Genomic DNA, 12,662 nt, shown 5'->3' with positions numbered 1-12,662 from the left:
ATGCTTTCCCTCGCCCTCCTCCCGGGCTTCGCCCAGTGGGGCGCCCACCTGGAGGAGCTGATCGCCCGTCCCGAGGCCCTGTGGATCCACGGCCCCGTGGGTTCCGGTGTCTCCACGCTGGCGGCGGAGCTGGCCGCGCGTAGGTGCGTGGCGATGCACGAGGCCGCCTCCACAGCCACGGGAGCCCAGTGGCTGGCGAGCGAGCCCCGGGGCGTGGTGGCGGCGCGCTCGGCGCCGGGCCAACTGTCCTGCCTAGAGCTGCGTCTGCCGGGTCTGGACGAGCATCCCGAAGCGATCCCGGCCCTGCTGGCGGCGCTGGCCGCTGAGGAGGGCCTCGCAGGCGAGCTGCCCGTCAGCCTGGGCGCCCTGCCCTGCCCCGGAAACCTGCGGGAGCTGCGGAACCGCCTACTGCGCTGGAAGCTACTGGGCCAGTCGCCCACTTCCGAACAGGCCGGTCCGCCCCGCTTCGAGGCCGAGGATCTCGCCACCAACCTGCATGCACTGGAGCGCTACCTGCTGCACCAAGCCCTGCGCCGCGCCTACGGCAACCGGGTGGAGGCCGCCCTTCGGTTGGGTGTGAGTCGCCGCCAGCTCTACCTGCTCATCCGCCGCCACGGGGACCCTGTACGCGGAGAGGAAGGAAGCGGTGACCTGCCCCATCGGGTCCTGAAGCGCCGCCCGGCACAAAACTCCAGTCCGGACCCCGGGACCCGATAACGGGTTTAGCGGCCGCGCTGGCCGCATGGATGCTCAGCTATGGCGACTCCCCTTCGGGTGCTGGTGGTGGACGACGATCCCGGGATGCGGGATGGCATGGCCATGAGCCTCAAGCGGGCCGGCTTCTTTGCCGAGCAGGCCCGCGGCGGCGAAGAGGCCCTTCGCATGGTGCGGCCCGGCGCCTTCGATGCCGTGGTCACCGACCTGCGCATGCCCGGCATGGACGGGCTGCAGCTGACGGCTCGCCTGAAGGCCGTGGATCCGGGCCTGCCGGTGCTGCTCATCACCGCCTTCGGCAGCCTGGAGTCCGCCCGTGAGGCCATGCGCCTTGGCGCCTTCGACTTCCTCTCGAAGCCCTTCAGCCCGGAGGAGCTCACCGCCGCCCTCCACAAGGCCCTGAAGTCCGAGGGCCACCTCAAGGCCGAGGAGGCCGCCGAGGCCCCCGTTATCCTCACGCAGGACCCGGTCCTGGGCGAGACCCTGGCCCTGGCCCGCCGGGCCGCCGACAGCCGCGCCACCATCCTCATCCAGGCCGAGAGCGGCACCGGCAAGGAGCTGCTAGCCAAGCTCATCCACGGCTCGAGCCCCCGCCGCAATGGCGCCTTCGTGGCCATCAACTGCGCAGCCATCCCCGAGAACCTGCTGGAGTCCGAGCTGTTCGGCTACGAGAAGGGTGCCTTCACTGGCGCCACCAGCATGAAGCAGGGCCGCTTCGAGCAGGCCGATGGCGGCACCCTCGTGCTGGACGAAGTGGGCGAGCTGCCCCTGGGCCTCCAGGGCAAGCTGCTGCGCGTCCTCCAGGAGCGTACCGTGGACCGCCTGGGCGGCACCCGGCCCATCGCGGTGGATGTCCGCCTCATCGCCCTCACCAACCGCGATCTCCAGACCGAGGTGAAGGCCGGGCGCTTCCGCGAGGACCTCTACTACCGCCTAAACGTCATTCCGCTCGACCTGCCGCCCCTGCGCGACCGGCCGGGCGACCTGAGCCTGCTGGCCGCCCACTTCGCCGAGCGCTACGCCCGCGAGAACGACCGGCCCGTACCGGAGCTGGTGCCCAGCTTCTTCGCCGCCCTGGCCCGCCACCCCTGGGCCGGCAACATCCGTGAGCTGGAGAACGTCATCCAGCGCTGCGTGGTGCTGAGCCAGGGCCGCCGCCTCAGCCAGCAGGACCTGCGCTGGCTGCTGCCCTCCGCAGCCTTCGAAGGGCTCCCCGAGGATCCACCGGAAAGCCCCCTCATCGAGGCCTGGACGCCCCCCGTGGCGCCCGTCGCCGTCCGCCGCGACGTGGCCGCCCCCGCCGGCGCCGTGGTGGCCGATCCCCTGAAGCCCCTGGTGGGCGTGCCCATGGGCACCCCCGTGGTGCTGCCCCTGGGCCTTAGCCTGCCCGAACTCGAGCGGTTCTGGCTGCTCTCCACCCTCAGCGCCCTCAAGGGCAACCGCACCCACTGCGCCGAACAGCTCGACATCGCCCTACGCACCGTGCGGAACAAGATCAATGAGTACAAGGCCGATGGCTATGTCATCCCCGCCAGTCAGCGCGGGCGCGAGGACGAGTAAGCCTCATCCCGACCGGGACAAGCAAAAGCAATTTGAGCCACCGATAAACACCGATGAACTCCGATCAAGATCATTCCTTTTTCGGTGTGCATCGGTGTTCATCGGTGGCTGATACTCTTCGTTCTGAAGCTGTCCAGATCCAGTGGTTAGAAGTGTCAATAGCCCATTCAGAATCCGAGCCGTGACTCCATCTCGCCAAGCCCCGCTTTCCTACGTGCCCTCCGCGTGAAGGAGAGAGAAGGAAGCCCACTCAGAGACGCGGAGGCGAATCGAGCATGAGTTTTTCTCCTCACCCAGTGTTCTCGGCATGAAACCGCGCTAGGGTTTCACCGGCTCGCCCGCCTTCATCCGCAGCCACGACGGCACGGTGGTGGCGCCGGTCTCGTGGCGGTAGAAGGCGGCGGTGATCTCGGCGCCCAGCAACAAAATGGCGCAGCTGTAGTAGAGGAACGTGAGGCCCGCCACGATGCCCAGCAGGGAGCCGTACATGATGCCCCAGGTCATGGTGTGCCGCAGGTAGACGCCGAAGCCCCACTTGGCCAGCCACCACAGGGCGGTGGAGATGCCCGCGCCCAGGAAGGCGTGGCGGAACTTCACGTGTAGCCGGGGGAGGTGCTGCAGCACCAGGGTCATCACCACCAGGCCGATGAGGGGCCCGAGGTAGGGCAGGAAGTCCGTCTGCCGGGCGGGGAACACCTTGCGCAGGGTGCCGCCCAGCAGCACCGCCAGGAAGAGCACCGTGGCCAGCAGGCCGCCCACGAGGAAGATCACCTGGCGCAGCAGGTGGTTCTTGCGGGTCTGGCGGTGCTTCTTGATGCGCAGGCCGAACACGTGGGCCAGGCTGGTGTCCAGCTGGCTGATGCCCCAGTAGCTGCCGAAGAGCAGCACGATCCAGGAGAGCCCCATGCCGCCGATCTTCTGGCTGTTGGCCACGGCGTCGTAGACGAACTCCTTGGGGAGGAAGGGCACGATCTCCTGCAGGGTCTTCATGGTGGCGGGCCCGTAGGCGCGGCTGCCCAGGATGGCGCCCAGCAGCTTGAACAGCAGCGTGGACAGCGGCACCAGGCTGACGATGAGCCAGAAGCTGAGCCCCGCGGCATAGCTCAGGCAGTCGTCCTTGTGGTATTTGCCGAGCACTTCGGCGATAAAGTGCCCCACGCGCCCCACGATGGGCACCCGTCGAGCAATCTCCTGCCACAGGTCCGCCAGGAGGCGCCAGATCCGCTGCCAGCCCGCTTCGAGGGTGGCCCAGAGGCCCAGGACCTGCTCGACCACGGCGTCCCCCTAAAAGCGGACCGGATGCCGGGGCAGGAGGTACATGAGCCAGGCCAACGCCAGCCCGATGCCGATGAGCCCCGCCGCATGCTTCAGGATGGATGCCCGCGTTCGCTCCGGCCGGGTGGTCGGATGCAGCAGCCCCAGCACCAAGGAGATGCCCAGACCCATGACGACGAAGTGGATGACGTGGCTCGAGAGAAAACGCATGGGATCAGGGTAGCAGGGCGGGAACGGGCCACCCTACTGCGCCGTCGGGTTCTCCCGCGCCGCAGCCGGGTGGGCCTGGCCCTCAGGGGCTTGGGTAGCAGGGCCGTCTGGGCTCAAGGGCTCGGGCATGCGCGTGAGGGCCAGTTGGATGACCTCGTCCATGTGGCTGACGAGGTGGATGCTCAGCTGCTCGCGAACCTCGGCGGGCACCTCCTCCAGGTGGCGGGCGTTCTCGCTGGGGATCAGCACGGCCTTGCGGCCCTGGCGGTGTGCGGCCAGCAGTTTCTCCTTCAGCCCACCGATGGGCAGCACGCGGCCCCGCAAGGTCAGCTCGCCCGTCATGGCCATGTCCGCCCGGGCGGGGATGCCGGTCAGCACGGAGATGAGGGCCGTGGCCAGGGTGATGCCTGCGCTGGGGCCGTCCTTGGGAATGGCCCCCTCGGGCACATGGACGTGCAGGTCCACGGTGTCCAGGAAGTCGCGCTTCAGGCCCAGGCGCTCGGCCCGGGCGCGGACATAGCTCAGGGCCAGGTTCGCACTCTCCTGCATGACCTCGCCCAGCTTGCCGGTGAGCTTGAGCACGCCCTTGCCCGGCAGCACCGCGGCCTCGATAGTGAGCAGGTCACCGCCTGTGGGCGTCCAGGCCAGGCCGTTCACCAGCCCCGGCGGCGCCGTGTCCTCGGCGCGGTGCTCCAGGATCTTCTCGGGTCCCAGCAGCTTGGGCACGCGCTCGGCGGTGATGACGGGATCGAAGGCCTCGCCCTTCTCGGGCTGCAGCGTGTGCCGCGCCAGCTTGCGGAGGATGTTGGCGATCTCGCGCTCGAACTGGCGGACGCCGGCCTCGCGGGTGTAGGCCTGCACGAGCTTCTCCAGGGCCGCCTTCTCGAAGCGCACGCCCATGTTCTTCATGCCATGGCCTTCGAGGGCCCGGGGCAGCAGGTGGTGCTCCGCGATGGCCAGCTTCTCCTTGGTGGTATAGCCGGACAGCTCCAGCACCTCCAGACGGTCCTCCAGGGGCTCCGGGATCTGGTGGCGCACATTGGCCGTGGCCAGGAAGAGCACCTGGCTGAGGTCGAAGCCCAGGTCCAGGTAGTGGTCCTGGAACGCCGCGTTCTGCTCGGGGTCGAGGACTTCGAGCAGCGCTGAACTCGGATCGCCACGGAAGTCCGAGGCCATCTTGTCGATCTCGTCCAGGAGCATGAGCGGGTTGCGGACCTTGGCCTTCTTCATCAGCGAGATGATGCGGCCTGGCATGGAGCCGATGTAGGTGCGGCGATGGCCACGGATCTCCGCCTCGTCGCGCACGCCGCCCAGGGACAGCCGCACGAAGGGCCGGTTGAGGGCCCGGGCGATGCTGCGGGCCAGTGAGGTCTTGCCCACGCCCGGCGGGCCCACCAGGCAGAGGATGGGGCCACGGAGCGGGGCGCGGCCACCGGCCTCGCCCTCCTTAAGGGGCTCGCTCCGCAGCCGCGCCATCACGGCCAAGTGTTCGAGGATGCGCGCCTTGATCTTGTCGAGGCCCGAGTGGTCCTCATCCAGCACCCGCTCGGCCTCCGTGAGGTCGAGGCGCTCCTCGGCCATGGCCTGCCAGGGCAGGGCCAGCAGCCAGTCCAGGTAGGTGCGGCTGACCGTGGCCTCGGCACTCTGGGGCGGCATGGCCTCCAGGCGCTCCAGCTCCTCCAGGGCCTTGGTCTTGGCCTCGACGGACATGCCCGCAGCTTCGATCTGGTCCTTCAGGCGCGTGCCTTCGTCCTTCTCTTCCTTCTTGCCCAGCTCCTGCTGGATGACCCGCATCTTCTCGTTCAACACGTACTGCTTGTGGTCCTGATCCAGGCGCTGGCGGGTCTTCTCGTCCAGGGTGCGGTCCACCTCCGAGCGGGCGGCGTCGAGCTCCAGTAGCCGCATGAGCGACTCGAGACGCGGGGCGATCTCCAGCTGATCGAGGATCTCCTGCTTCTGCTTTACCTCGGCGGGCACCAGCCCGGCCACGGTGTCGATGGCCTTGCCCAGGGGCAGCTCGCGGATCTGGTCCATGCTCAGCAGGCGCGAAGCATCGGAGTTGCGGCCCAGGAAGGACTCCACGGCCTGGTGGAAGGGCTGGAGGGAGCCCCCGCCCGTCTGGACGGGCTCCGGCAGCAGGTAGGCCTCGGCCTGGATGACCTCGCCGGTGTCGTCGTAGCGGCGCAGGTTCACGCGGGCAATGCCCTTCACCCCCACCTTGTAGTAGTCCTTGGGCAGGGCGATGACCGACTCCACCAGGGCCAGGGTGCCGATGGCAAAGAGATCCTCCTGCCCCGGCGTCTCCACCTTGGCATCCTTCTGCGTGAGCATCAGCAGGTGGTCGCCGGCCTTGATGGCCAGCTCCAGCGTGCGCACCGAGGCCGATCGACCCACCACGAAGGGCACCCGGGCCCCCGGGAACAGCACCATGTCCCGGATGGGGATGGCAGGCAGGGTGAGCGTCTTGGGTGTGGCCATGGGGCCTGCTTATCCCGCGGCTGAGATCGGCTGCGAGGGGAGACCCATCACTTCCTCCACCTTCTGCCGGGTGATCCGCAGGGTTTCGCGGGTGGTGCGCTTGTCCGAGGGCAGCTCGTACATGGGCTCCAGGAGGATCTGCTCCACCAGGCTGCGCAGGCCGCGGGCGCCCAGCTTGCGCCTGAGGGCCTGCTCGGCGATGGCGTCGATGGCGCCCTCCTCGAAGCTCAGGTCCACGTCGTCCATGTCGAAGAGCTTCACGAACTGCTTGGTGATGGCGTTCTTAGGCTGGGTGAGGATGGCCACCAGGGCCTCGCGGTCCAGCGGCGTGAGACCGGCCACCACGGGGAGGCGGCCCACCAGCTCGGGGATGAGGCCGAACTTGATGATGTCCTCGGGCTCCACCAAGCGCAGCAGGTTCTCCTTGTCGTCCTTGGAGGACGGCGTGGAGCCGAAGCCCACGGCCTTGGCGCGGATGCGCTGCTTGATGATGTCGTCGATGCCCACGAAGGCGCCGCCGCAGATGAACAGGATGTTGCTGGTGTCCAGTTGGATGAACTCCTGGTGCGGGTGCTTGCGGCCCCCCTGGGGCGGGACGTTGGCCACGGTGCCTTCCACCAGCTTCAGCAGGGCCTGCTGCACTCCCTCGCCGGAGACGTCGCGGGTGATGCTGGGGTTCTCGCTCTTGCGGCCCACCTTGTCGATCTCATCGATGAAGACGATGCCGCGCTGGGCCCGCTCCACGTCGTAGTTGGCGGCCTGGAGCAGCTTGGTGAGGATGTTCTCCACGTCCTCGCCCACGTAGCCGGCCTCGGTCAGCGTGGTGGCGTCGGCCATGGCCAGGGGCACGTCCAGGAAGCGGGCCAGAGTCTGGGCCAGCAGGGTCTTGCCGGTGCCCGTGGGCCCCAGCAGCAGGATGTTGCTCTTGGACAGCTCCACCTCGGTGGCGCCCAGGGCCTTCCGGGGCGTGAGGATGCGCTTGTAGTGGTTGTAGACCGCCACGCTCAGGCGCTTCTTGGCGGCCTCCTGGCCGATGACGTAGTCGTCAAGGAAGGCCTTGATCTCCTTGGGCCGGCTGAGGCGGGCCTCGTGCTTGCCCAGGGGCTTGCCCTGGCGGCTCATGCGTAGCTGCAGCTGCCCGGCCTCCAGGCACTCGTTGCAGATGAAGGCCTCTGGGCCCGCGAGGAGCTGCTCCACCTCGTGGGGCTCCTTGCCGCAGAAAGAGCACTTCTGCTCACGCTTGTACTTGTTCATTTCAGGCTCCCCTCCTGGGGACGGTCTAGGCTACATCGTGAATGGTCTTCAGTTCCAGGATCTCGAAGCGCCGGACTCCCGCAGGGATCTGGACACGGACCTCATTGCCCTCCTCCTGGCCCACCAGCGCCATGCCGATGGGGGAGCTGATGCTGAGATGCTGGGGATGGCCATCCAGTTCCTCCGGAAGCACCAGTGTGTAGGTGAACTCCTCATCGGAATCCAGGTCCAGGATGGTGACTTTGGACCCGTAGGCAGCCCGGGACTTGGGCAGGCGGCTGATGTCCAGGCTGGCCACCTCGGAGATGCGCTTCTCGAGGGTGACAAGCTTGTTCTGGAACATGTCCCGCTTGGCCAGGGCCTGCTCGTATTCGGCGTTCTCCGACAGGTCGCCCTGCCCGGCCGCCCGGGCGATCTCCTGGGGGATCTCCACCAGCAGGGCCTGCTTGATGTCCTTGAGTTCCTTCTCGAGCTTGGCGAGCACGTGCTTGGGCATGGGGACTTCCGGGAAAGAAGGGTCAAAAAAAGGCGGGCCATTCGGCCCGGTCAGACAGGAGAGGTTGAGATCGATTCTACCCACTCCGGGGGGGGAAGCGGAGCCGGAAGCGGGTCGCCCTCCCCGGGACGGGTCTTGAAGCGGCGGTGCATCCAGAACCACCAGCGGGGGTCTTTTCTGATCTGGGCCTCGATGCGGGCCGTCATGAGCTGGGTCGCCACCCACCCGTCCCGGGCTGCATCGCCGGTCACGGGCACCGTGAAGGATGGCTCGAAGCGCACGGTGATAGTGCCGTCCGGATTCGGCCAGCTGAAGACGGGCAGCACCGGCAGGCCGTACCGGGCGGCGAGGCTCCCGGCGGTGCCGAAAGTGGAGGCCCACTGGCCCAGGAATCGCACCCACACGCCCATGGTGAGGGCGTCCTGGTCCAGCAGGAAGCCCACGCCGCGGCCGGCCTTGAGCGACCGCAGGGTCTCCCGCATGGCGCCGTCCTTGAGGATCACGCGGTTGCCGAAGCGGGTGCGGAAGCCCAGGGAGATGGGCTCCAGCAGGGGGTTATCCAGCTCCCGGCCGATGGCGTCGATGGTCCGGCCGTGGCGGCTCTGGGCCAGGGCGACCGCCTCCCAGTTGCCGTAGTGCCCCGTGAGCTGGATGAAGCCCTTGCCGCCGGCCTGCGCCGCATCGAAGTGCTCCAGCCCCTCGACCTTGATCCAGCGGTCCAGCTCCTCGGGCGTGGCCTGCCGCAGCCGGAGCAGGCTGATGAACAGCGCGCCGAAGTGCCGGAAGCAGGCCTTGGCCATGGCCCGGGTCTCGGCCTCCGTCAAGCCGAGCTCCGCGAAGCGCAGGTTCTCCCGGACGATGCGCCGGTGCTTGGGGTCCACCAGGTAGAAGAGCTCCCCCGCGGCCTCGCCCAGGGTCTGGACCGTGGACCAAGGCAGGCGTCCCAGGACGCCGTCCAGCAGGCGAAAGACGCCGTACTCCAGGCGGTGCTGGAGCGTGGGGGCGGGAGTGGGGGTCAGGTCGGCCATAAAAAAAGGGGCGCCTCGGTGACGAGGCGCGAGGCTGAAGCTTAACAGCAACCAGATTCAGGATTCATTGCCGAGCCATTTCAGTATTTACGCCTCAACCTGGAAGGGGTTTGGCCGGTTCAGGCGCCGTCCCGGGCCAAGGGCATGGTCATGCAGCGCGGGCCGCCCCGGGCCCGGCTCAGCTCGCCGGCCTGGATCTGGACCAAGTACTTGCCCCCGTCCAGCAGGTCCAGGGTGGGATCGGTCAGCACTTCCTGAGCCGTCACCACGTGGTAGCCCGCCCGGTCCAGCGCTGCGGCCGTGGCGATGTTGCGGCCGTAGCTGGTGATGACGCCCGGGGCCAGGCAGAAGGCGTTGGCGCCATCGGTCCACTGCTCCCGCTGCTGCATGATGGGATCGTCGCCTCCACAGGCGATGGGCTTCAGGTCAATGCCCAGCTTCTTCAGCGATTTCAGGAGGCTCGGCCCGGTGCTCATGCGCAGTTCCTTATGGCGCAGGTCGATGCTCGTCACGTTCAGCAGCTCCCGACTGCCCTCCCGGAAGTAGGGCGAGAAGACCAGGCACTCGTCCTCACTGGTGCGGGTGAAGATGGTGTCCAGGTGCATGGCGCTGCGCTTGCTCGGCATGAGCACCATGACCAGGTGGTCGAAGCTGGCGTTGTCCTCGGCGTGGTGGGCCCGCAGGCTCTCGGCCAGCTGATGGATGGCATCGGCCTGGGTGCGCTCGCTGCAGCCCACCGCTAGCACCTTGTGGCTGAGTACCAGGATGTCGCCCCCCTCCAGGCTCACCGGGGCCTTGATCTCGCCTCGCACCAGGGGGGTCACCTGGTCGAACCACTTGTCGTGGTCCGTGTGGTGCTTCAGGCGCGGGTGGTGCCGGAAGACGTAGCTGAGGATGAGTGGCTCCCGCTCCCGGGCCCAGGTGGCCATGGAGTTCACGCTGTAGCCGTCGCCGATGACCGAGGCGGGGTCCCGCATGAACAGCAGGTTCGGGATGGGGCGCACCCGGTAGTCGAACTCCTCCTCCCAGCGCGTGTGGCTCGGCATGTCGTCCCAGGGCAGGCCGCCGATGACGCTGCGGGCCACGTCCGACGGGCTCATGTCGTTCAGGAGGATGCAGGTGTCTTCCGGCAGCCCCACCAGGGCCCGCAGGTCTTCCAGAAAGGCCCGCTTGACCGGCTCCTCCTGCAGGGCCTCGGTGAAGAGGTCCTGGATGTCCAGCACCTCATCGGCCACCTTCGCCAGCACCTGCCGAAACTGCCCGTGCTCGTACCGGGCCAGGTCGCCGTGGAGGATGTCATCGAAGAGGAGCTTCTCCATCATGCCCGGCACCATCAGGTCCACCTCAGGACCGGGGTTGTGCACCACCACCTGCCTGAGCCGTGCGGTTTCAGAGAAGACGGAGAGCTGGATGGGCTGCATGGGGTGCCTCGGAGCGCGAAACCTCGGAGCGTAGCACGGGGTCCAGAGCCAATGGCGGCGGGCGTTCGGGCGTTGACAGTCCGCAAAGGCGCGCGCCTTCCGGGGGAGGTGTCAAGCGACCCGTAGGTTTTGAATATCTGACTGATTTGGTCAGACATTTTCCTTGAACCCCCTCCGGGCCCGCCGTAGCCTGATTCTTCCGACCGAAACCCCCGGGGCGAGTCCCCACCATGGAGGCACCAATGGCCGCATTCGTCACCCAGCCCGCACCCGACTTCAAGGCCGACGCCCTCGTCAACGGCGAGTTCAAGCAGGTCTCGCTGTCCGACTACAAGGGCAAGAAGGTCGTCCTGTTCTTCTACCCCCTCGACTTCACCTTCGTCTGCCCCACCGAGATCCTGGCCTTCGCCGACGCCGCCAAGGAGTTCGAAGCCCGCAACACCCAGGTCATCGGGGTGAGCGTCGACTCCAAGTTCAGCCACCACGCCTGGGTCAACACCCCCCGCAAGGACGGTGGCATCCAGGGCGTCACCTTCCCGCTGGTCTCCGACCTGAACAAGACCATCGCCCAGGACTACAACGTGCTGCTGCCCGCGGGCATCAGCCTGCGCGGCCTGTTCATCATCAACAAGGACGGCATCCTGAAGCACATCACCGTGAACCACAACGACCTGGGCCGCAGCGTTGAGGAAGTCCTTCGCCTCCTCGACGCCGTGGACTTCAGCGAAGAGCACGGCGAAGTCTGCCCCGCCAACTGGCACAAGGGGCAAAAAGCAATGAAGCCCAATGCCGAGGGCCTCAAGGCCTACGTCGCCGCTAAGTAGCACGGCGGAGAGCGAAGGAAGCGGGCGCCGACTGGCGCCCGCGGCGTGTACGCAGAGTCGGAATGGCCTTCAGGGGAACCACCCGGATGGCCGGGCAGCGCAGGTTGCCCCTTCGGTTCAACCGTCCAGGACAGTTGTGGTGGCGACTCGCCGCTTGCCATCTAGAATCGGGACAGTCTCCGACGCGCTTCCCTGCCCGCCACCCCTCGCCCAAGGCCTCCGACATGGTCCCCATGCTCTGCCGACTGCGCCGGTTCGCCCCGCACCTTGCCTTCGTTCTGGGGACGCTGATCGGCCCGACGTCCACTGCCTCGCAGGGGGCGACTCCTGCCCCGATGGTCCTCCGCCTCGAACGCCGGGAGCCCGACTACCGCTTCCGCTTCCACAGTGAGTACCGCGTGCCCGGCCAGAAGCCCGTCGCCCTGTCCCTCCGGGGCGGCAGCGGCAAGGGACTGGCCCACCTGGGCGTGCTCCAGGGACTCGACCAGGAGAACCTCCCCGTGGATGCCATCACCGGCACCTCCGCCGGCAGCATCATGGGCAGCCTCTACGCCTCCGGCTTCTCCGCGGATGGCATCGCGCGGATCTTCAAGGACCATGACTTCGGCCGGGCCCTCGATGACCGCCAGCGCGAACCGGGCTACTCCCTGTCCGAGGACGAGGTGGTGCACGCGACCCCCTTCGGGCTGACCTTCCGGTCCGGGAAGCTTGACCTGCTACCCGGGGGCACGCGCAGCCGACGGGTGCGCCTGGAGCTGATGCCGATGCTGGCCCGCGCCTCCTGGCTGGCGGGCGGTGACTTCGACCGGCTCCGGATGCCCCTGCGCGTGGTCACCAGCGACCTGACCGAGGGGAAGGGCCGAGTGTTCGCCAGCGGCTCCCTGGTCGACGTGGTGATGGCCAGCACCTGCCTGCCGGGCATCTTCGAGCCGGTCATGATCCAGGGCCACCAGTACGTGGACGGCGGCCCCTACGAGAACCTGCCCATCCTCACGGCCAGGCAGGCCTTCCCGGACATGCTCCAGATCGGCGTGGCCATCGGCCGGCCCTGGAGCCCCGAGCCGAAGACCAACCTCGCCTCCCTCCTCGACGCCTCGCTGGACCTGGCCATGGCCCAGACCGAACGTCGCAGCGAGGCCGCCGCGAACCTGGTCATCCGCCCCAACGTCAGTGCCGCGGACGAGTTCGACTTCTACCACCAGGTCGATCGCATGGTGGTGGCGGGCCGTCAGGCCTTCGACCTGAACCGGGAGGTGCTGGAGGCGCTGATCTACGGCCCCGGCGCGCGGTCCGTGGCCGCCAGCGGCGTTGATCTGGAGGCCGAGGGCGTCCCGGGCGCCACGGTCTGGCTGGGCGCCACCGGCACTCCCGAGCGGCCGGTCCTGCGGGACCTCTACCGGCT

General features: G+C 68.0%; 11 protein-coding genes. 4 read left to right on the top strand and 7 right to left on the bottom strand.

Going from position 1 to position 12,662, the window contains the following annotated elements; all coding sequences use genetic code 11:
- Positions 1-717, top strand: a complete 717-nt coding sequence (locus WAS25_RS03730) for a helix-turn-helix domain-containing protein (protein ID WP_422310166.1) — start codon at positions 1-3, stop codon at positions 715-717.
- Between the two features lie 39 nt (positions 718-756).
- Positions 757-2,274, top strand: a complete 1,518-nt coding sequence (locus WAS25_RS03725; RefSeq protein ID WP_422310165.1) for a sigma-54-dependent transcriptional regulator — start codon at positions 757-759, stop codon at positions 2,272-2,274.
- Positions 2,275-2,592: 318 nt separating this feature from the next.
- On the opposite strand, the gene WAS25_RS03720 is transcribed toward WAS25_RS03725, so the two are convergent.
- From WAS25_RS03720 to WAS25_RS03690, 7 genes are all read right to left on the bottom strand, one after another.
- Positions 2,593-3,549, bottom strand: a complete 957-nt coding sequence (locus tag WAS25_RS03720) for a YihY/virulence factor BrkB family protein (protein ID WP_422310164.1) — start codon at positions 3,547-3,549, stop codon at positions 2,593-2,595.
- Between the two features lie 9 nt (positions 3,550-3,558).
- Entirely contained in the window at positions 3,559-3,759 is a 201-nt protein-coding gene (locus WAS25_RS03715) for a hypothetical protein (RefSeq protein ID WP_243287799.1), read from the bottom strand.
- Positions 3,760-3,792: 33 nt separating this feature from the next.
- Positions 3,793-6,237 carry an endopeptidase La gene (gene lon, locus WAS25_RS03710; protein ID WP_422310163.1) on the bottom strand — a complete coding sequence of 815 codons (2,445 nt, stop codon included), beginning with the start codon at positions 6,235-6,237 and terminating at the stop codon, positions 3,793-3,795.
- 9 nt (positions 6,238-6,246) lie between these two features.
- Complete coding sequence (clpX, locus tag WAS25_RS03705) at positions 6,247-7,491, bottom strand: ATP-dependent Clp protease ATP-binding subunit ClpX (protein WP_422310162.1); 1,245 nt, start codon at positions 7,489-7,491, stop codon at positions 6,247-6,249.
- Positions 7,492-7,516: 25 nt separating this feature from the next.
- Positions 7,517-7,987: a GreA/GreB family elongation factor gene (locus tag WAS25_RS03700; protein ID WP_422310161.1), complete on the bottom strand. Its 471-nt coding sequence runs from the start codon at positions 7,985-7,987 to the stop codon at positions 7,517-7,519.
- 50 nt (positions 7,988-8,037) lie between these two features.
- Positions 8,038-9,015 (bottom strand): lysophospholipid acyltransferase family protein, encoded by a 978-nt coding sequence (locus WAS25_RS03695; RefSeq protein WP_422310160.1) that lies wholly within the window; start codon positions 9,013-9,015, stop codon positions 8,038-8,040.
- 119 nt (positions 9,016-9,134) lie between these two features.
- Positions 9,135-10,436, bottom strand: coding sequence for an arginine deiminase family protein (locus WAS25_RS03690; protein WP_422310159.1), 1,302 nt, complete (start codon positions 10,434-10,436; stop codon positions 9,135-9,137).
- Positions 10,437-10,678: 242 nt separating this feature from the next.
- Between WAS25_RS03690 and WAS25_RS03685 the strand changes: the two genes are divergently transcribed.
- The gene (locus WAS25_RS03685; RefSeq protein WP_422310158.1) at positions 10,679-11,260 is read left to right on the top strand and encodes a peroxiredoxin; all 582 of its coding nucleotides are present in this window, start codon (positions 10,679-10,681) and stop codon (positions 11,258-11,260) included.
- 335 nt (positions 11,261-11,595) lie between these two features.
- On the top strand, positions 11,596-12,662 hold a 1,067-nt coding region (locus WAS25_RS03680), incomplete at its 3' end, for a patatin-like phospholipase family protein (protein ID WP_422310157.1).

The sequence above is a fragment of the Geothrix sp. genome (genome assembly GCF_049292215.1).
In the GTDB taxonomy this organism is placed as follows: domain Bacteria; phylum Acidobacteriota; class Holophagae; order Holophagales; family Holophagaceae; genus Geothrix.
The sequence above is the reverse complement of the archived record's forward strand: the minus strand, read 5'-3'. Positions and strand labels throughout refer to the sequence as shown.